The sequence below is a fragment of the Streptomyces sp. NPDC058373 genome (genome assembly GCF_042723275.1).
Classification (GTDB): domain Bacteria; phylum Actinomycetota; class Actinomycetes; order Streptomycetales; family Streptomycetaceae; genus Streptomyces.
Genome location: NZ_JBHXJE010000061.1, coordinates 1 through 19,060 on the forward strand (window position 1 = coordinate 1; position 19,060 = coordinate 19,060).

A 19,060-nucleotide genomic window follows, 5' to 3' on the forward strand; every position below is an offset into this window, starting at 1 on the left:
GCGGGCGGCGGTACGCCGGGCGGGGTGCCCCGGGCGGGCCCGGGGCACCCCCTTCCGTCAGGCTCCGCGCAGGACCGCACCGGTCCGCTCGGCCGCCAGGGCGACAGCCGCGTCGCGGGCGGCGGTCGCCTCCTCTACGGTCAACGTCCGGTCGGGGGCGCGGAAGCGCAGCGCGTAGGCGAGCGACTTGCGCCCCTCGCCGAGCTGCTCACCGGTGAAGACGTCGAACAGGCGGAGGGACTCCAGGAGTTCGCCCGCGCCCTCGCGCAGGACCGCCTCCACGTCGGCGGCCGGGACCCCGGCGTCGACGACGAGGGCCACGTCCTGGGTGGCGACCGGGAAGGTGGCGATGCGCGGCGCCTCGACGGTGCCGGTGCCCGCCGCCTCGACGGCGTCCAGGTCGATCTCCATGGCGCAGGTGCGCGCGGGCAGGCCCAGCGCCTTCAGGACGCGCGGGTGCAGCTCGCCGGCGTGACCGACGACGCGCTCCTCACCGTCGAGGACGACGGCCAGCTCCGCGCACCGGCCCGGGTGCCACGGGCCGTACTGCCCCGAACGGACGAGGAGTTCGGTACCGGACTCACGGGCGATCGTGCGGGCCGCCTCGATGGCGTCGGCCCAGTCGGCCGGACGCCCCTTGCCCCACCAGCCGGCCTGCTCGCGGGCGCCCGCGAGGACGACCGCGGCGTGCCGGGGCTGGTCGGGCAGGGCCGCGGTGACCGCGGCGAGCTGCTCGTCGGTGGGCCGGTGGTCGACCGGGAGCCGCTCGCCCGCGGTGGCCCGCCCGCTCGGGTGGAAGACCAGGCCGGTCTCGAAGAGTGCCAGGTCGTGGCTGCCCCGGCCGTCGTTGCGGCGGAGCGCGCCGAGCAGGCCGGGCAGCAGCGTGGTGCGCAGCGCCGGCTCCTCGTCGGAGAGCGGGTTGACCAGGGTGACGACGCGGCGGGCCGGGTCGTCGGCGGCGAGGCCGAGCTGGTCGAGGACCTGCTCGGAGATGAACGGGTAGTTCAGCGCCTCGGTGTAGCCCGCTCCGGCCAGTGCGCGGCCGATCCGGCGGTGCAGCCGCTGGCGGGAGGTGAGACCTCGGCCGGCGGGCGGCTTCGGCAGGGTGGAGGGCAGGTTCTCGTACCCCTCCAGCCGGATCACCTCTTCGGCGAGGTCGTTGGGGGCGCGCAGGTCGGGGCGCCAGGAGGGGACGGTGACGACCAGGTCGTCCTGGCCGTAGACGTCGCAGCCGACCTGCTGGAGGCGGCGGACGACGGTCTCCCGGCCGTAGGCGACCCCGGCCACCTTGGCGGGGTGGTCGGCGGGCATCGCGACGGTGTGCGGGGCCGAGGGCGAGATGACCTCGGTGACCCCGGCTCCGGCGGTGCCGCCCGCCAGCAGCACCAGCAGGTCGACGGTGCGCTGGGCGGCTGCGGAGGCGGCCAGCGGGTCGACGCCGCGTTCGAAGCGCTTGGACGCCTCGGAGGGCAGCTTGTGGCGCCGGGCGGCGCGCGCGATGGCGATCGGGTCGAAGTGCGCGGCCTCGATCACCACCTCGGTGGTGCCCGCGACGCGGCCGGTCTCCGGGTCCGGGACCGCGTCGGCGATCTCGGTGTCGGCGCCGCCCATGACCCCGGCGAGGCCGATGACGCCGCGCTCGTCGGTGATGACGAGGTCCTCTGGGTCCAGGGTGCGGCGGACGCCGTCGAGGGTGGTGAGCTTCTCGCCGGGCTCCGCGCGGCGGACGCCGAGGGCGCCCTGGACGCGGGAGCGGTCGTAGGCGTGGAGCGGCTGGCCCAGTTCGAGCATCACGTAGTTGGTGATGTCGACGGCGAGCGAGATCGGCCGCATGCCGGCCTTCTGGAGGCGGCGGCGCAGCCAGATCGGCGAGCGGGCCTCGGGGTTGAGGCCGCTGACGGTACGGGCGGTGAAGCGGTCGCAGCCGAACGGGTCGGCGACCTCGACGGGGTGGCCCTCGGCGTTGGGGCCGGGGACGTCGAGGAGGGCCGGGTCGCGCAGCGGCAGGCCGTAGGCGGTGGCGGTCTCGCGGGCGACGCCGCGCATCGACAGGCAGTAGCCCCGGTCCGGGGTGACGGCGATGTCGAGGACCTCGTCGACCAGCTCCAGGAGCGCGATCGCGTCGGTGCCGGGCTCGTACTCGGGCGGCAGCACGATGATGCCGTCGCCGCCTGCGCCCATGCCCAGCTCGTCACTGGAGCAGATCATGCCGTGCGAGACCTTGCCGTAGGTCTTGCGGGCGGCGATGGCGAAGTCGCCGGGGAGGACGGCGCCGGGCAGCACGACGACGACCTTGTCGCCGACGGCGAAGTTCCGGGCGCCGCAGACGATCTCCTGCGGGAGGCCGGTGCCGTTGGCGGTGCCGACGTCGACGGTGCAGAAGCGGATGGGCTTCTTGAACCCCTCCAGCTCCTCGATGGTCAGCACCTCGCCGACGACGAGGGGGCCGGTGAGGCCGGCGCCGAGCTGCTCGACCGTCTCGACCTCCAAGCCGGCGGCGACCAGCTTGGCCTGCACGTCGCGGCCGGTCTCGGTGGCGGGGAGGTCGACGTACTCCCGCAGCCAGGAAAGCGGGACCCGCATCAGATCTCCATCCCGAACGGCCGGGTGAACCGGATGTCACCCTCGACCATGTCTCGCATGTCTTCGACGTTGTGGCGGAACATCAGCATCCGTTCGATGCCGAACCCGAAGGCGAATCCGCTGTACTTCTCGGGGTCGACACCGCAGGCCACCAGGACCTTCGGGTTGACCATGCCGCAGCCGCCCAGCTCGATCCAGCCCTCGCTGCCGCAGGTGCGGCAGGGCCGCTCCGGGTTGCCGACGGAGGCGCCGCGGCAGACGTAGCAGACCATGTCCATCTCGGCGGACGGCTCGGTGAAGGGGAAGAAGTTGGGGCGCAGCCGGGTCTTCATGTCCGGGCCGAAGAGCGCCTGGACCATGTGGTCGAGGGTGCCCTTGAGGTCGGCCATGGTCAGGCCCTCGTCGACGGCGAGCAGCTCGATCTGGTGGAAGACCGGGGTGTGCGTGGCGTCCAGCTCGTCGGTCCGGTAGACCCGGCCGGGGCAGACGACGTACACGGGCGGCTCGCGGTCGAGCAGGGTGCGGGCCTGCACGGGCGAGGTGTGGGTGCGCAGGACGATGCCGGACTCGTCCTCGCGGGAGCCGGGCTTCTGCCCCTCGCCGCGGACGAAGAAGGTGTCCTGCATCTGCCGGGCCGGGTGGTCCGGGGTGAAGTTGAGCGCGTCGAAGTTGAACCACTCGGCCTCGGCCTCGGGCCCCTCGGCGACCTCGTACCCCATGGCGACGAAGACGTCCGCGACCCGCTCCATGAGCGTGGTCAGCGGGTGGCGCGCGCCGGCCGGGACGCGGTCGTACGGCAGGGTGACGTCCACCGCCTCCTCGACCAGGACCCGCTCGTCGCGCTCGGCCTCCAGCACGGCCTGCCGGGCGGCGAGGGCCTTGTTGACCTGGCCGCGCGCCATGCCGACGCGCTTGCCCGCCTCGGCCTTGGCCTGCGGGGGCAGGGCGCCGATCTCCCGGTTGGCCAGCGACAGCGGCGAGGTGCCGCCGGCGTGCGCGGTCTTGGCCTGCGCGAGGGCGTCGAGGTCCGCCGCGGCGGCGAAGGCGGCGAGCGCCTCGTCCCGCATGCGCTCGATGTTTTCCGGTTTCAGTGCCTCGACCTCTACTGGGTCGTACGACTTGTTCGGTGCCGACATCTCTTCCCGTGCTTCCGATTGCTCCGCCCCGCGCCCGGTACGTGTCGCGGGCGCGGGGTACCGGATGGTGGGGCCTGGCTGTGGGTCCCCGCAGAGGCCAAGGGCGCAAAAATGTGCCGGAGACCGAGTCTAACGGGGGTGAGCTGGAGGTCCTTCCCCCGCACCGGGCGGCGCCCGCGGGGGGCGCGGCCTGCCGGGGAGGACCGCGGGGCGCCCGGGGCGGGGTCAGGCCAGATAGGCCGGGGCCGCCACGGGCAACGTAAATCGGAACCGGGCGCCGCCGCCGGGGGCGCGCTCCACGCTGATGGTTCCGCCGTGGGCCTCGACGATGCCCTTGACGATGTACAGGCCGAGGCCGGTGCCGCCGCGCTTGCTGCCGCGCCAGAAGCGGGTGAAGACGCGGTTCACCGATTCCTCGGGGATGCCGGGTCCTTCGTCGCTCACGGTGACGGCCGTTCCTTCGGTGTCGTTCTTCAGGGGCGCGGGTGCCACGTCGATGGTGACAGTACCTTCCCCGTGGCGCACCGCGTTTTCCAGGAGGTTGCTGAGGATCTGGTCGATCTTGTCGGGGTCGGCCCACAGGGCGGGCAGCGGCCGGTGCAGGCGGACGAGGAAGCGCTCCGGCGGCTGGCCGGCCGCGACCAGGGCGTGGACGTGGCGGCCGACGGCGGCGGCGAGGTCGACCGGCTGTCGGTGGACCTCCAGGCGTCCGGAGTCGATGCGGGAGATGTCGAGGAGCTCGGCGATGAGCCGGGTGACCCGGCCCGCGTCGGCGTCGACCGTCTCCAGCATGAGCCGCTTCTGGTCGTCGGTGAACCGGTCCCACTTGGCGAGCAGGGTGGCGGTGAACCCTTTGACGCTGGTCAGCGGCGAGCGCAGCTCGTGTGCGACGGTGGCGATCAGCTCGGCGTGGCTGCGTTCGGTACGCCGCCGGGCCTCGGTGTCGCGGAGGCTGACGACCACCCGGCTCACCGGGCCGAGCGGCTCCTCGCGTACGTAGCGGGCGCTGACCAGCACCTCGCGGCCGCCGGGCAGGAGCAGGTTCCGCTCGGGCTGGCCGCCTCGGATGGCGAGGCCGCCCCAGGGGTCGGTCAGCTCCCACCAGCGGCGGCCCTTCAGGTCCTCCAGCGGCAGCGCCTTCTCCAGCGGGAAGCCGAGGACGTCGTCGGCGCGGACGGCGCAGATCCGGGCGGCGGCGCGGTTGAAGGTGACGACGCGGCCGCGGTGGTCGGCGACGACCAGGCCGTCGGGCAGGTCGTCGGGCGCGAGCGCCGGTCCCCCGGTGCCGTGGTCGCGCGTCGTGCCGCGCGGCGCGGGCGGTTCACTCGAACCGGCTGCCATCCCCGTATCCCACCTCTCGGGCCGCCCGGACCTGCCGGACCGCTCCGGCCTCTCGAACCGCTCGGGGCCGTTAACCCGTGGCGTGGGCCCCCGAGTTGGCCACTCTACTGTTCCCCGCCGGGACATCCACTCCGCGCAGGGGCGCATCAGGGGCGCAGACCAGCGCACATCGGGGCGCGTGATGGACCGGGCGTGGCGGCGCCCGGTCAGGGCCCGTCGTAGGCGTCGGTCACGCAGTCCCGGTCGCATCCGGCCCGTTCGTACCGCTCACGGAGCGCGGCGGCGGCCTCCGGGTGGCTGACGTAACGGTGCCCGAAGTGGCCGACCGCCACCTCGCGCACGGCGGCGACGCGGACCAGGGCTGGCTCGCCGGGTCCGGCGGCCCGGCGGGCGGCGGCGATGGCCATGTCGGCGGCGCGCCGCAGTTCCCGGGGGCGCCGGGCCCGGGCGGCGCGCTCGGCCCGGGCCCGCCACCAGGGGCGGGTGGTGCGGCCCCGGAGCCCGACGGCGACAGGATGACCAGGAGTCCGGCGGCCATGGTCCAGCCGCCTTCCGCCAGTGTGCTGCGCATGGGCCGCTCCCCCGGTGCCCGCCGCTGTGCTGTCAGCCGTGGCGCTGGGCGCGCGCCGAGCCGTAGAGGCAGACGGCAGCGGCGGTCGCGAGGTTGAGCGACTCGGCGCGGCCGTGGATGGGGACGCGGACCACGGCGTCGGCCAGCGCCCTGGTCTCCTCGGGCAGGCCCCAGGCCTCGTTGCCGAAGATCCAGGCGGTGGGGCCGCCCATGGTGCCGCGGTCGAGCTCGGTGTCGAGGTCGTCCTCGCCCGCGCCGTCGGCGGCGAGGATGCGTACCCCCGCCTCGCGGAGCCCGGCGACGGCGGTCTCCACGGGGACGCCGACCGCGACCGGCAGGTGGAAGAGGGAGCCGACCGAGGCACGGACGGCCTTGGGGTTGTAGACGTCCACCGAGGCGTCGGTCAGCACCACGGCGTCGGCTCCGGCGGCGTCCGCGCAGCGCAGCACCGTACCGGCGTTGCCGGGGTCGCGGACGTTGGCGAGGAGGGCGACGAGGCGGGGGCGGTCGGCGGTGATCCGGGCGAAGGGGGTGTCGAGGAAGCGGCAGACGCCGACCAGTCCCTGCGGGGTGACGGTGGTGGCGATCTCCGCGATGGTGGCCTCGTCGGCGAGGTGGACGCGGGCACCCTCGGCGCGGGCGGCGCCGATGATCTCCGCGTACCGCTCGGCCGCCTCCACCGTGGTGAAGAGTTCCACCAGGGTCGGCTCCTCGCCGCTACGGTGGCCGAGCGCCTCCCGGACCGCCTGGGGCCCCTCGGCGAGGAATCTGCGCTCCTTGCCGCGGACGTTGCGGCGGGCCAGCCGCTTGGCGGCCGTGACCCGCGTGGAACGCGGGGAGATCAGCTCGGGGGTGCCCATGGGTCGGGGGTCCACCTTCGTGTCGGAGAGCGTGCGGAGAGGACGGGGAGACGCACCGGACCCGCAGGCGGCTGGCGCCTGCGGGTCCGGGTGAAGACGGGAGTGCCTGGTCCTGGGGAGGAGGTCAGGCGGCGGTCTTCGGGGCGTTGACGTCGCTCGGCAGCGCCTTCTGGGCGGCCTCGACGAGCGCGGCGAAGGCCGGGGCGTCGTTGACGGCGAGGTCCGCGAGGATCTTGCGGTCGACCTCGATGTTGGCGGCCTTCAGACCCTGGATGAAGCGGTTGTAGGTGACGCCGTTGGCGCGGGCCGCGGCGTTGATCCGCTGGATCCAGAGCTGACGGAAGTCGCCCTTGCGCTTCTTGCGGTCGTTGTAGTTGTAGACGAGGGAGTGGGTGACCTGCTCCTTCGCCTTGCGGTACAGGCGCGACCGCTGGCCGCGGTAGCCGCTGGCCTGCTCGAGGATCGCCCGGCGCTTCTTGTGGGCGTTGACTGCCCGCTTGACGCGTGCCACTTGTTGACTCCTTGTAGCGGGGCCGTGGTGGTGTTCACACGGCCCGGTTCGAATTGGTCCCGGTCCCGGCGCCCGGCCTCCGGTGTGCCGGAGGCCGTGACGTCACTTGCCGAGAAGCTTCTTGATCTTCTTGGCGTCGCCCGGGGCCATCTCGGCGTTGCCGGTGAGGCGACGCGTCAGACGGGACGACTTGTGCTCGAGCAGGTGGCGCTTGCCGGCGCGCTCACGGAGCACCTTGCCGGAGCCGGTGATCTTGAAGCGCTTGCTGGCACCGCTGTGCGACTTGTTCTTCGGCATAGCGCCGTTCTCTCCTCGTCAGTGGCGTCCTGGGGCCCGTCCTCGCGAACGGGCGGTCCAGAACGTCATATGTGTCGGTTGACGATCGCGGGACTCGCGCCCCGGATCATGCCTCGGCAGGGGCCTGCTCGGCGCCTTCGGCGGCGTCGTCGGCGTTCTCGGCGTCGTCCTGGGCCGTACGGCCCTGGCGCTCGGCCTTGCGGGCGGCCTGCGCCTCGCGCGCCTCGGCCATTGCCTCGGTCTTCTTCTTGTGCGGACCGAGAACCATGATCATGTTTCGGCCGTCCTGCTTCGGGTTCGACTCGATGAACCCGAGGTCCTGGACATCCTCCGCCAGCCGCTGGAGCAGCCGGAAGCCGAGCTCCGGCCGGGACTGCTCACGGCCGCGGAACATGATCGTGATCTTGACCTTGTCGCCCTGCTTGAGGAACCGGACGACATGACCCTTCTTGGTGTCATAGTCGTGCGGGTCGATCTTCGGCCGGAGCTTCATCTCCTTGATGACCGTGTGCGCCTGGTTCTTGCGCGCCTCACGGGCCTTCATGGCCGACTCGTACTTGAACTTTCCGTAGTCCATGAGCTTGCACACGGGCGGACGGGCGGTCGCCGCGACCTCGACGAGGTCGAGGTCGTACTCCTGCGCAAGCTCCAGGGCCTTGGCAAGCGGCACAATGCCGACCTGCTCGCCGCTGGGACCGACAAGTCGGACCTCGGGAACGCGAATCCGGTCGTTGATGCGGGGCTCGGCGCTGATGGATCCTCCTCGGTAGCACCACACGACAGCCTGGCGGGCTGCCGCGTTACGTCTGTTTCAATCAGACCAACCGAGCCGGTACACGAAAAATGCCCCGGACGATCACACGCGGGGCTCCTGGACTACCGGAGCACCGCCGCGTGGACGCGGGGCGCATCGGGCCTGCCGCACTCGGGGTGCGGCCGCCTGACCGGTGACCCGCCGTCCCTGAGGACGGTCAGGTGGGAGATCGGAGCCTCCACTTGTGGCCGGACACAAGATGTCCAGCCGGTCGACTATCAAGCATACCAGCGTCCGGACCCCTCGCCGCCCGGGCCACGGCAGGGCCTAGGCTGGCCCTCGCCGATCGCCTTCGCGGCGTACCGGCGAGGACACCCCTCAGGAAACACGGGAAGAAGACAAGCTGCCATGAGCGACGCCACCCCCGCGGGCGAGGCCCCCGGCTTCGACGAGATGACCCGCGACATCGCCGACGTCCCCGCGGTCGAGGTGATCACCACGGTGGGCGTGCACCTGATGAGCGCCGCCGCCGTCAACCTGGGGCTGGCCGAGGGCGGCGAGGACCACAAGGACCTCGACGAGGCCCGCAAGCTCATCCACGCGCTGGCCGGGTTGCTGGACGCCGGGGCCACCGAGATCAGCTCCTTCCACGCGGCCCCGCTGCGGGACGGCCTCAAGTCCCTCCAGCTCGCCTTCCGCGAGGCCTCCGCGGTGCCGGACGAGCCGGGCAAGGGCCCGGGCGAGAAGTACACCGGGCCGGTCTTCGGCTGATCCTCGCGACCAGAGGACGGAACAGAGGAAGGGGCGGGCACCCACGGGTGTCCGCCCCTTCCGTACGTACGCGTCACGTGACCGCGTCGGCCTCCACGGCCCGGCCGCCCGGCGGGTGGGTGCAGCGGTGCGCCAGCGCGGCGAGGGCGCCGCCGATCAGGGGCGCCAGGATGAAGAGCCAGAGCTGGGTGATGGCGGCGCCGCCCGCGAAGAGGGCGGGGCCGAGGCTGCGCGCCGGGTTGACCGAGGTGCCGGTCAGCGGGATGCCGATGATGTGGATCGCGGCGAGCACCAGGCCGATGGGCAGGCCGTCGAAGCCGATCAGCGCCACCCGGTGGGTGACCGCGAGGACCACGAAGACCAGCAGGAAGGTCAGCACCACCTCGGCGAGGAAGGCACCGCCCATCCCCAGTTCCACCGCCGAGCGGTCGGCGAAGCCGTTGGTGCCGAACTGCGCGTGGGTCTGGAGCCCCGGCACCTGTTTGGCCAGCAGGAACAGCACGGCCGCGCCGACGATGCAGCCGAGCACCTGCGCCACCCAGAACCCGACGGCGGTCCGCAGGTCGATGCGCCGGGCGGTGAGCATGCCCAGGGTGACCGCCGGATTGATGTGGCAGCCCGAGACGGGGCCGAGCGCGTAGGCGAGGGCCAGCATGACGAAGCCGAAGGCCAGGGCGATACCGACGGTGCCGATGAAGTCCCCGGCGAGGACCGCCGCTCCGACGGCGAAGAACACCAGCAGCGCGGTACCGGTGAACTCCGATATGAGCGCACGCGTAGACATGGACACACCTCGCGATTACTTCCGGTTCGGGATGGTTCGTTCCGGTTTCTTCGCCGATTGTCCCCCCGGTTCCCGGACCCTGCCTGTCGGCGGCCGGTACCGAGGACGTACGCGCGCGGCGCCCGGGTCAGCGCCGGTAGACGGGCTCCTCGGCGGGTCCGTCGGCCGTGGCGGGCAGGACGGCCAGGTCGAGGCCGCGGACCAGGCGGGCGCGGAGCGGCTCGGCGGCGGCCATCGCCCGGGCCACCCGGTTCAAGGTGGCGGCGGGGTCGGCGTCGGGGGCCAGCACCACGGCGAGCACGCCGTCGGTGGCGCCGGTCGAGCGGGCCAGGTGGGCGCGGAGCACCTCCGGCTCGGCGGCCAGGGCCTCGCGGACGGCTCCGGTGACGGCCGGGTCGGCGAGCGGGTCGGGGTCGGTGCGGCCCTCGGCGAGGGCGCGCAGCGCGGATCCGGTCAGCTCGTACGGCACGGGTCCTGCGAGGTCGAGGACGACGGTGTCGGCCCGCTCGTGCGCGGCCGCCTCCAGGGCCTGGTGGAGGGCGACGGCGACGGGGCGGGCCTCCGGGTCCCAGCGGGCGAGGGATTGAGTGGAGGTGAAGGCCGGCAGGGCGGTGCGCTCGCCCGCCTTGAGGGTCGGGACGGCCATGTCGCTGGTCTTCTCGTGGCGCAGCCCGTTCTCGTCCACCTCGCTCTCGCCGAGGACGGCGACGACCGGGACGAGCAGCCGGGTGGAGCGCAGGGCCTCCAGCACCGGCCGGTGCCGGGTGCGGTCCTCGGCCCAGGCGGCCAGCGCGGCGCTCAGCCGGGGGTCGGCGGAGCCGTCGTCGTCGGAGAAAGCGGAGTCGGGAATGTTCTTGTTCGCCACGCCGCGAGCCTATCGACCCGGCGTTGGCGGACCGGCCCCGGGCGGGCCGGTGCCGGACGGCTCAGCGGAGCGGTGCGCGGCCGCGCCAGAGCAGGACGGCGGCGGCCAGCAGCAGCACCCCGAGGCCGCCCGCCGCGGGCCCGGCCCAGGCGGCGCCGGAGTCCGCGTCGGTGTGGCCTGGTCCGGGGCCGAAGTGGCGCTCGCCGTGTGCGGCGGGCTTCAGCTCGTCGGGGGCGAGCTTGCCGCCGGCCTCGACGGCGGCGGCGGCGTCGACCAGGCCGTGCCCCCGGGAGTCGTCGCGGCCGCCGCCGGGGCTGTCCCGGGCGGTCTCCTCCAGGAGGCGTTTGATCTGGGCGGGGGCGAGGTGCGGGTGGGCGGCGCGGACCAGGGCGACGGCGCCGGAGACGGCGGCCGCGGCGGCGCTGGTGCCCCATCCCTCGTAGTAGCGGCGGTCGGGGTCGGCGAGGACGATGTCGTCGCCGGGGGCGCTGACCGTGGCGTACCAGCGGCGGGTGGAGAAGGCGGCGCGTTCGCCGAAGCGGTCGACGGCGGTGACGGCGATGACGCCGGGGTAGGCCGCCGGGTAGGAGACGTGGTCGCCCTTCTCGCCGCCGTTCCCGGCGGAGGCGACGACGACGGCGCCCTTCTTCAGGGCGTACTGGACGGCGGCGTCCTCGGCGGCCTCGGGGTGGGCGGACTCGCTGTCATCGCCGAGGGAGAGGTTGATGACGTCGGCGCCCTGGTCGGCGGCCCAGCGGATGCCTTCGGCGAGGGCGCCGCCGCGGGTGGAGCGGGCCTTCTTGCGGGCCGTGTCGCCGTCCTCCAGGATCACCCGGACCGGCAGGATCTTGGCCTCGGGGGCGACGCCCATGACGCCGTCGCCGTCGTCGGGCCCGTGGCCGTGACCGGCGATGACCGAGGCCATGGCGGTGCCGTGGCGGGCCCAGGGCCGGTCGCCCGGTCCCGCGCCGAAGCCTATGAGGTCCTTGCCGGGCAGGACGTTGCGCTCCAGGTCGGGGTGGTCGGCGTCGACGCCGGTGTCCAGGACGGCGACGGTGACGCCCTTGCCCTGGGTGGTGCGCCAGGCGTCCTCGGCGTGCAGCGCCTCCAGGCCCCACTGCTGGGCGCGGATGCCGTCGGCGTGCGCGGCCGTGGGCGTCAGGGCGAGGCAGGCGGCGGTGACCGGGGCGAGGAGGGCGCCGAGGGCGCGGCGGGCTCGGGGCACGGTCACGGCTCCTCGGTGGCGCGGTGGGCCAGACCGCGCAGGCGGGCGGCGGCGCGGTCGGTGTGGGCGAGCGCGGTGTGGCCGAGGCCCGCCTGGGCGGGAGCGGTGGTGGCGCCGTCGGCGGTGGCGGCCGCGGCGGGCTGGGGTTCGGTGACCTCCCGCCCGTCGGCGAAGCCGCTGACCGCGTAGACGACGGCGGGCAGGTCGGCCAGGACCGCCACCGACCAGGAGGCGCGCTGCGGGTCGCCGAACCCCTCGGCCAGGGTGTCCTTCGCGGCGTACGGGCGGGGCATCAGGTCGCGCCGCCGGTCGAGCTTCTCGGCGCGGAAGCGGGTCCGCAGGTCGGTCATGGCCTGCTCCCCGGCGCGGGTGAAGAGGAGGCCGACGGTGACGACCTCGCTGCGGGTGGCGTCGGTGTAGGTGGCGCGGAGCAGGCGGGCGCATCCGACCGGTTCGAGGACGGAGGCGAGGAGCGGGTCGAGCGCCTTGGCGCAGCCGCTGTCGGGGGCGACCGCGATCCGGGTCCAGGTGCGGTCGGCGCCGCCGGGGCCCGCCTTGCGCCCCTTGACCGTCGGCGGGAAGAGGCGGTCGACGGGGGTGTCGTGCCACAGGGCGGCGCCCGCCGTGAAGCTGTCGGCGGCGGCCCCGGCGGAGTCGCCGCCGGTGAGCCAGGTACCGGTCGCGCCGCCCGCGACCAGGCCGAGGCCGAGGACGAGGCAGACGGCGGCGGCCCTGCGGCGCGGGGAACGGGGCACGGGGCGCAGGCGGGTGGTGGCCTCGTCGCGTTCCGGGCCCCTGGGCGCGGCGGCGAAGGGCGCTCCGGCGCCCGGGCGGGGAGTGAGGTCGACGGCGCCGGTGCTCCAGCGGCCCCGGGGGCGCGGCGTCGGGCGTGGTGTCTCGGGCGGGCCGGGGTCGGGCGTCGGCGGCTGCGGCGGGACGGGTGCGCGGGGCGGGGTGGCGCGCGGGGCGGGGAACGCCGGGAAGGTGCGGCGGGTCTTCGGCGGTGCGGCCCGGTCCTCGACCGGCGGCTGCTCGTCGGGCCGGGCAGCGGCCGGGGGCGCGGCGGGTTTCGGCGGGAGGGCGGGCCGGGGCGGCGGGGCCCCGGGACCGGCCGCGGCGGCCCTGTGCTCCTCGGGGCGGCCCGCCGGGTGGGGCGGTACGGCCGGGCGGCGTGCCTGCGTACTCATGCGCCCCCCGTTTTCCCTCACGCGGCCCGGCAGGGGGCCTGATCGCGCGCCCTCCGTGCGCGTCACTCTACGGGTTGGCGCGGCCCCGGCGGGAACCGCTGGGGCCGACGGGCCGGTTCTGCCCGGATGATCCCTCGGTGGCGCGGCCCCGCGTCCGCGCGGCGGGGCGCTCCTGGTCACCCCCTACCCCTGGGTAGGGCTCTCTGGCAGGCTGCGGGCATGACGCCCCTCGCTTCCGCCCGTGCCCGGTACGACCGGGCGACGGCGCATCTCGACGCCCCGCTGGCCCTGGTGGACCTGGACGCCTTCGACGCCAACGCCGCCGATCTCGTACGCCGGGCGGCGGGCAAGCCGGTCCGGGTGGCGAGCAAGTCGGTGCGCTGCCGTGCCCTGTTGGAGCGGGTGCTGGCCCGCGAGGGGTTCGCCGGGGTGATGTCGTACACGCTGGCGGAGTCGCTGTGGCTGGCCCGCTCCGGGGTGGACGACGTGCTGCTGGCCTACCCGTCGGCGGACCGGGACGGGTACGCGGAGCTGGCGGCCGATCCGAAGCTGGCGGCGGCCGTCACGGTGATGGTCGACGATCCGGCGCAGCTGCGGCTGATCGAGGAGGCGCGCGGGCCGGGCGCGGAGGAGATCCGGGTCTGCCTGGAACTGGACACCTCGCTGCTCCTGCTGGGCGGACGCGTCCGGGTGGGGGCGCGCCGCTCGCCGCTGCACTCCCCCGCGGACGTGGCCGACCTGGCCCGGCTGGTGGCGCGCAGGCCGGGGTTCCGGCTGGTGGGGCTGATGGCGTACGAGGGGCATGTGGCGGGCGTCGGCGACGATGTGGCGGGGCGTCCGCTGCGGTCCCGGGCGGTCCGGCTGATGCAGCGGGCGGCGCGCCGGGAGCTGGCGGCGCGCCGGGACGCGGTGGTGCGGGCGGTGTGCGAGGTCGCGCCGGAGCTGGAGTTCGTCAACGGCGGGGGGACGGGCAGTGTGCAGCACACCGTCGCCGAGGCGGCGGTGACGGAGGTGGCGGCCGGGTCGGGGCTGTTCGTGCCGCGCCTCTTCGACCACTACACGTCGTTCTCCGGGCGTCCGGCGGCGCTCTTCGCGCAGCCGGTGGTGCGCAGGCCAGGGGTGGGCGCGGTGACGGTCCTCGGCGGCGGGTACCCGGCGTCCGGGGTGGCCGGGCCGGACCGGTCGCCGGTGCCGTACCTGCCCGAGGGGCTGCGGTACGACCCGCAGGAGGGGGCGGGCGAGGTGCAGACGCCGCTGCTGGGACCGCCCGCCGACGATCTGCTGATCGGCGACAAGGTGTGGTTCCGGCACGCCAAGGCGGGCGAGTTGTGCGAGCGGTTCGCCGCGCTGCACCTGGTCTTGGGGGACGCGGTGGTGGACACGGTGCCGACGTACCGGGGCGAGGGGCGGACGTTCCTCTGAAGCTGCCCGCCTCGCGCCGGGCGGCGGCTCGGGTCAGCCGCCCGGCGCGGGGGTGAGCCCTTCGCCGACGCCGCCGGAGCCGCCGGTGGCGCCGAGCGGCTCGATCCCCTTGACGACGGTGTCCATCAAGCTGAGCGGCGGCCCCTCGGAGCCGGCGTCGAAGGCGAAGCGGACGACGACCATCGACTCGCTGCCGACCGAGGAGCGGAAGGCCAGCGACTGGACCCAGCCGCCGTCCCCGGCGCCGGTGGTGACCCGCCACCGCACGTAGTAGCCGGCCCGTCCGGCCACGGCGACCTGCCCGGCGGCCGCCTCGCGCTCGGCGGTGACGCCGTCGTAGGGGCGGCGGTCGACGACGTCGCGGTCGTAGAGGAGGTCCACGGCGTCGGAGATGTCGGCCTCGGCGACGGCCTTGGGGTCGGTCTCGTCGCTGCCGGTGAGGGTGGCCGAGATGATGCGGCCGCGGTGGCAGGAGCCGGAGCCGCCCGGGCAGTCGTAGGACGGGTCGGTCACCATGGCGACGTCGCCCGCGGTGAGGGTGGTGGACTTCGTCCAGCCCTCGGGGACCGGCAGGGTGATGCCGTTGAGTTCGTCGGTGAGCACCCGGGGGGCGGGGTCGCGGGTCGGCCCCTCCGTCGGGCTGGGCGTGGCGGACGGCGTCGTGCCGGAGGCGGCGGAGGAGGCGGAAGGGGCCGCCGCGCCGGGGGCGTCGGCGGGGGTGTCGCCGCCGCCCAGCAGCACCACGCCGCCGACGGCGCAGGCGGCCACCACCACGGCACCGGCGACGAGCGCGGCGACGGTCCCGCGCCGCCGGGCGGGGCTCGCGGCGGTGGCCGGAGGCCCGAAGCCGACCGGGCCGAAACCGCCCTGGGGCGCCTGGGACCGGGGCGGGCCGAAGCCGCCGTCGGGGGCCACAGGCGAGCCCGGGCCCGGAGCGGCCCCGGCGACGGGGGCCCGGGTGTGCGCGGTCCAGCCGGTGCCGTCCCACCAGCGTTCGACGGCGGGCGGTGGCGCGGCCGGGTCCACGTACCAGCCGGGTGGAGGCAGCGGCGTGTTCATGCCGTCACCCTAGAGCCTTTCCGGGGGGAGCCTCAGGGGGTCCCACAGGTGAGGGCGCGCGCTCCGGCAGGCCGGGTGCGCGGCCTGCCGGAGCGTGGGCAGGGCCTAGAGCGGCGTCACGTACGCGCCCGCGATGCCGCCGTCCACGAGGAAGTCGGTGGCGTTGACGAAGGAGGCGTCGTCGCTGGCGAGGAAGGCGACGGCGGCCGCGATCTCGTCGGCGTCGGCGAACCGTCCGGCGGGGATGTGCACGAGGCGGCGGGCCGCGCGCTCCGGGTCCTTGGCGAACAGCTCCTGGAGCAGCGGGGTGTTGACCGGGCCGGGGCACAGGGCGTTGACGCGGATGCCCTCGCGGGCGAACTGCACGCCGAGTTCGCGGGACATGGCGAGGACGCCGCCCTTGGACGCGGTGTAGGAGATCTGCGAGGTGGCGGCGCCCATCACCGCGACGAAGGAGGCGGTGTTGATGATCGACCCCCTGCCCTGGCGCCGCATGTGGGGCAGCGCGGCCTTGCAGCAGAGGTAGACGGAGGTGAGGTTGACCTCCTGGACGCGCTTCCACGCCTCCAGGCCGGTCTCCAGGATGGAGTCGTCCTCGGGCGGGGAGATCCCGGCGTTGTTGAAGGCGATGTCGACCGAGCCGTACGTGTCGAACGCGGCCTGGAAGAGGGCGTCGACCTGGTCGGGGTCGGTGACGTCGACGCGGACGAAGAGGCCCCCGGTGGCCTCGGCGGCGGCCTGTCCCGCGCCCTCGTCGATGTCGCCGCAGACCACGTGGGCGCCCTCGGCGGCGAGGCGGCGGGCGGTGGCGAGGCCGATGCCGCTGCCCGCGCCGGTGACGACGGCGGTACGGCCGATGAGGCGGCGGCAGAGGGGCTGCTCGGCGGCGTCGGGGCGCGGGGTGCTGGGCTGGGTCACTGGGCGGGACCTTCCGTGCTGAGGAAGACGTTCTTGGTCTCGGTGAAGGCGGTGAGGGCGTCGGGGCCGAGTTCCCGGCCGAGCCCGGAGTGGCGGTAGCCGCCGAAGGGGGTGGCGTAGCGGACGGCCGAGTGCGAGTTGACGGAGAGGTTGCCCGCCCGCACGGCGCGGGAGACGCGCAGGGCGCGGCCGACGTCGCGGGTCCACAGGGAGGCGGCGAGGCCGTACGCGGTGTCGTTGGCGAGGCGGACGGCGTCCTCCTCGTCCTGGAAGGGCAGGACGACGGCGACGGGCCCGAAGACCTCCTCGACGGCGACCGGGTCGCGCTCACCGGCCTGCGTGAGGACGGTCGGGGGGAACCAGAAGCCGGGCCCTTCGGGGGCGGTGCCGCGCAGGCCGGGGGCGCCGTCCGGCACGTAGCCGCGTACCCGGTCCAGCTGGGTGCGGGAGATCAGCGGCCCCATGTCGGTGGCCTCGTCGGCCGGGTCGCCGACGGTGACGGCGGCCAGCGCGGGGGCGAGCAGTTCCAGGAAGCGGTCGTGGACGGAGGCCTGGACGAGGATGCGGGTACGGGCGCAGCAGTCCTGGCCGGAGTTGTCGAGGAAGGACATCGGAGCGGCGGCGGCGGCCTGTTCGAGGTCGGCGTCGGCGAAGACGATGTTCGGGCTCTTGCCGCCGAGTTCGAGGGTGAGGCGTTTGACCTGGTCGGCGCAGCGGGCCATGAGGCGCTTGCCGGTGCGGGTGGAGCCGGTGAAGACGACCTTGGCGACGCCCGGGTGGTCGACCAGCGCCTCCCCGGTGACCGGCCCGGTCCCGGGCAGCACCTGGAAGAGGTGGTCGGGGAGCCCGGCCTCCAGGGCGATCTCGGCGAGGCGCAGCGCGGTCAGCGGGGTCGTCTCCGCCGGTTTGAGGAGGACGGCGTTGCCCGCGGCGAGCGCGGGGGCGGTGCCCCAGGCGGCGATCGGCATCGGGAAGTTCCAGGGGGCGATGACGCCGACCACGCCGAGGGGTTCGAGGAAGGTGACGTCGACGCCGCCCGCGACCGGGATCTGGCGGCCGGTGAGGCGTTCGACGCCTCCGGCCGCGTAGTCGAGCAGGTCGCGGACGTTGGACGCCTCCCAGCGGGCGTTGCCGATCGGGTGGCCGGCCTCCCGCACCTCCAGGGCGGCCAGTTCCTCGGTGCGGCTGTCGACGGCGGCGGCGAACCGGCGCAGCAGCCGGGCCCGGTCGGCGGGGGCGAGGGCGGCCCACCGGCGCTGGGCAGCGGCCGCGCGGCGGACGGCGGCGTCCACGTCGGCGGCGGAGGCGGCGGGGACCGTGGTGAGGAGTTCGCCGGTCGCCGGGTTGAGGACGGGGAGTTCGGCCGGGCCGTTGCCGGTGACGGGGTCGGACATGCGGTGCCTCACATGCGTTCGAAGGAGCGGCGCAGCTCCCAGTCGGTGACGGCGGCGTCGAAGGCGTCGAGTTCGACGCGCGCCATGTTCAGGTAGTGCTCGACCACCTCGTCGCCGAAGGCGGCGCGGGCGATCGGGCTGTGCTCCCAGCGGTCGGCGGCCCCGCGCAGGGTGGTGGGGACGCTCTCGTGACCGGCGGTGTAGGCGTTGCCGGTGCAGGCGTCGGGGAGGCCGAGGCGGTGCTCGACGCCGTACAGCCCGGCGGCGATCATGCCCGCGACGGCGAGGTAGGGGTTGACGTCGCCGCCGGGCAGACGGTTCTCGAAGCGGGTGGCGGGGCCGTGGCCGACGACGCGGAGCGCGCAGGTGCGGTTGTCGTGGCCCCAGGCGACGGCGGTGGGGGCGAAGGAGCCGGGCCGGAACCGCTTGTAGGAGTTGATGTTGGGGGCGTACAGGAGGGTGAAGTCGCCGAGGGCGGCGAGCTGTCCGGCGAGGAAGTGGCGCATCAGCTCCGACATGCCGTCGGGCCCCTCGCCCGGCATGGCGGGGGTGCCGTCCTGGTCGGTGAGGGAGAGGTGGATGTGGCAGGAGTTGCCTTCGCGGGCGTCGTACTTGGCCATGAAGGTGAGGGCGACGCCCTCCTGGGAGGCGATCTCCTTGGCGCCGGTCTTGTAGACGGCGTGCTGGTCGCAGGTGGTGAGGGCGTCGTCGTAGCGGAACACGATCTCGTGCTGGCCCGGGTTGCACTCGCCCTTGGCCGACTCGACGGTGAGGCCGGCGGCGGCCATCTCGTTGCGGATGCGACGCAGCAGCGGCTCGACGCGGCCGGTGCCGAGGACGGAGTAGTCGATGTTGTAGCGGTTGGCGGGGGTGAGGTCCTGGTAGCCGCGGTCCCAGGCGCTCTCGTAGCTGTCCTGGAAGACGATGAACTCCAGCTCGGTGCCGACCTGGGCGGTGAGCCCGCGCTCGGCGAGCCGGTCGAGCTGGCGGCGGAGGATCTGGCGGGGCGCGGCCACCACGGGTGAGCCGTCGGCCCAGGCGAGGTCGGCCATGAGCAGGGCGGTGCCGTCGTTCCAGGGGACGCGGCGCAGCGTGGCCGGGTCGGCGTGCAGGGCGAAGTCGCCGTAGCCGCGGTCCCAGGAGGCCATCGCGTAGCCGTCGACGGTATTCATCTCGACGTCGACGGCGAGGAGGTAGTTGCACCCCTCGGTGCCGTGGTCCAGGACCTCGTCGAGGAAGAACGGGGCGGCGAACCGCTTGCCCTGCAGGCGCCCCTGCATGTCGGGGAAGGCCAGGACCACCGTGTCGATCTCTCCGGCGCCGACCAGGGTGCGCAACTCCTCGACGGAGAGCGGGGGTGTGCGGTCTGCCACGGGAATTCC

General features: G+C 74.6%; 18 protein-coding genes. 2 read left to right on the forward strand and 16 right to left on the reverse strand.

Annotated features, from left to right (window positions below):
- Positions 1 to 57: 57 nt before the first annotated feature.
- The 8 genes from pheT to infC all read right to left on the reverse strand — a co-directional run bounded on the left by pheT (position 58) and on the right by infC (position 8,077).
- Positions 58 to 2,583 carry a phenylalanine--tRNA ligase subunit beta gene (pheT, locus tag ACFWMZ_RS25705; RefSeq protein WP_383204420.1) on the reverse strand — a complete coding sequence of 842 codons (2,526 nt, stop codon included), beginning with the start codon at positions 2,581 to 2,583 and terminating at the stop codon, positions 58 to 60.
- Positions 2,583 to 3,719: a phenylalanine--tRNA ligase subunit alpha gene (gene pheS / locus ACFWMZ_RS25710; RefSeq protein ID WP_383180499.1), complete on the reverse strand. Its 1,137-nt coding sequence runs from the start codon at positions 3,717 to 3,719 to the stop codon at positions 2,583 to 2,585. Before pheS ends, pheT begins: the two co-directional genes overlap by 1 nt.
- 225 nt (positions 3,720 to 3,944) lie before the next feature.
- Positions 3,945 to 5,060, reverse strand: a complete 1,116-nt coding sequence (locus ACFWMZ_RS25715; RefSeq protein WP_383180496.1) for an ATP-binding protein — start codon at positions 5,058 to 5,060, stop codon at positions 3,945 to 3,947.
- Positions 5,061 to 5,266: 206 nt separating this feature from the next.
- A complete protein-coding gene (locus ACFWMZ_RS25720) occupies positions 5,267 to 5,467 on the reverse strand; it encodes a hypothetical protein (RefSeq protein WP_383204423.1) in 201 nt (66 codons plus the stop codon).
- A 196-nt stretch (positions 5,468 to 5,663) separates the two neighbouring features.
- Positions 5,664 to 6,491, reverse strand: a complete 828-nt coding sequence (locus ACFWMZ_RS25725; RefSeq protein ID WP_383180490.1) for a TrmH family RNA methyltransferase — start codon at positions 6,489 to 6,491, stop codon at positions 5,664 to 5,666.
- Positions 6,492 to 6,615: 124 nt separating this feature from the next.
- Complete coding sequence (rplT, locus tag ACFWMZ_RS25730) at positions 6,616 to 7,002, reverse strand: 50S ribosomal protein L20 (protein ID WP_003947155.1); 387 nt, start codon at positions 7,000 to 7,002, stop codon at positions 6,616 to 6,618.
- Positions 7,003 to 7,104: 102 nt separating this feature from the next.
- Complete coding sequence (gene rpmI / locus ACFWMZ_RS25735; RefSeq protein WP_003947156.1) at positions 7,105 to 7,299, reverse strand: 50S ribosomal protein L35; 195 nt, start codon at positions 7,297 to 7,299, stop codon at positions 7,105 to 7,107.
- 106 nt (positions 7,300 to 7,405) lie between these two features.
- Positions 7,406 to 8,077, reverse strand: a complete 672-nt coding sequence (infC, locus tag ACFWMZ_RS25740) for a translation initiation factor IF-3 (RefSeq protein WP_383180485.1) — start codon at positions 8,075 to 8,077, stop codon at positions 7,406 to 7,408.
- 384 nt (positions 8,078 to 8,461) lie between these two features.
- Between infC and ACFWMZ_RS25745 the strand changes: the two genes are divergently transcribed.
- Entirely contained in the window at positions 8,462 to 8,824 is a 363-nt protein-coding gene (locus ACFWMZ_RS25745) for a DUF1844 domain-containing protein (RefSeq protein ID WP_383180481.1), read from the forward strand.
- A gap of 73 nt (positions 8,825 to 8,897) precedes the next feature.
- Here ACFWMZ_RS25745 and ACFWMZ_RS25750 read toward each other — a convergent pair whose 3' ends face one another.
- From ACFWMZ_RS25750 to ACFWMZ_RS25765, 4 genes are all read right to left on the reverse strand, one after another.
- On the reverse strand, positions 8,898 to 9,608 hold the full coding sequence (locus tag ACFWMZ_RS25750; RefSeq protein WP_383180478.1) for an MIP family channel protein: 711 nt from the start codon (positions 9,606 to 9,608) through the stop codon (positions 8,898 to 8,900).
- 127 nt (positions 9,609 to 9,735) lie between these two features.
- The gene (locus tag ACFWMZ_RS25755; RefSeq protein WP_383180475.1) at positions 9,736 to 10,473 is read right to left on the reverse strand and encodes an SseB family protein; all 738 of its coding nucleotides are present in this window, start codon (positions 10,471 to 10,473) and stop codon (positions 9,736 to 9,738) included.
- Positions 10,474 to 10,534: 61 nt separating this feature from the next.
- Positions 10,535 to 11,704 carry a type VII secretion-associated serine protease mycosin gene (gene mycP, locus ACFWMZ_RS25760; RefSeq protein ID WP_383180472.1) on the reverse strand — a complete coding sequence of 390 codons (1,170 nt, stop codon included), beginning with the start codon at positions 11,702 to 11,704 and terminating at the stop codon, positions 10,535 to 10,537.
- Entirely contained in the window at positions 11,701 to 12,885 is a 1,185-nt protein-coding gene (locus tag ACFWMZ_RS25765; protein WP_383204426.1) for a hypothetical protein, read from the reverse strand. Before ACFWMZ_RS25765 ends, mycP begins: the two co-directional genes overlap by 4 nt.
- 219 nt (positions 12,886 to 13,104) lie before the next feature.
- On the opposite strand from ACFWMZ_RS25765, the gene ACFWMZ_RS25770 reads away from it, so the two are divergent.
- Positions 13,105 to 14,307, forward strand: coding sequence for an amino acid deaminase/aldolase (locus ACFWMZ_RS25770; protein ID WP_383204429.1), 1,203 nt, complete (start codon positions 13,105 to 13,107; stop codon positions 14,305 to 14,307).
- Between the two features lie 33 nt (positions 14,308 to 14,340).
- Here ACFWMZ_RS25770 and ACFWMZ_RS25775 read toward each other — a convergent pair whose 3' ends face one another.
- The 4 genes from ACFWMZ_RS25775 to ACFWMZ_RS25790 all read right to left on the reverse strand — a co-directional run bounded on the left by ACFWMZ_RS25775 (position 14,341) and on the right by ACFWMZ_RS25790 (position 19,051).
- A complete protein-coding gene (locus ACFWMZ_RS25775; protein ID WP_383204432.1) occupies positions 14,341 to 15,366 on the reverse strand; it encodes a DUF2510 domain-containing protein in 1,026 nt (341 codons plus the stop codon).
- A gap of 105 nt (positions 15,367 to 15,471) precedes the next feature.
- The gene (locus tag ACFWMZ_RS25780) at positions 15,472 to 16,284 is read right to left on the reverse strand and encodes a 3-oxoacyl-ACP reductase (RefSeq protein ID WP_383180461.1); all 813 of its coding nucleotides are present in this window, start codon (positions 16,282 to 16,284) and stop codon (positions 15,472 to 15,474) included.
- Positions 16,281 to 17,678 carry an aldehyde dehydrogenase family protein gene (locus tag ACFWMZ_RS25785; protein ID WP_383204435.1) on the reverse strand — a complete coding sequence of 466 codons (1,398 nt, stop codon included), beginning with the start codon at positions 17,676 to 17,678 and terminating at the stop codon, positions 16,281 to 16,283. The genes ACFWMZ_RS25780 and ACFWMZ_RS25785 overlap by 4 nt, the downstream gene beginning before the upstream one ends.
- 8 nt (positions 17,679 to 17,686) lie before the next feature.
- Positions 17,687 to 19,051 (reverse strand): glutamine synthetase family protein, encoded by a 1,365-nt coding sequence (locus ACFWMZ_RS25790; RefSeq protein WP_383180455.1) that lies wholly within the window; start codon positions 19,049 to 19,051, stop codon positions 17,687 to 17,689.
- Between the last annotated feature and the right edge of the window lie 9 nt (positions 19,052 to 19,060).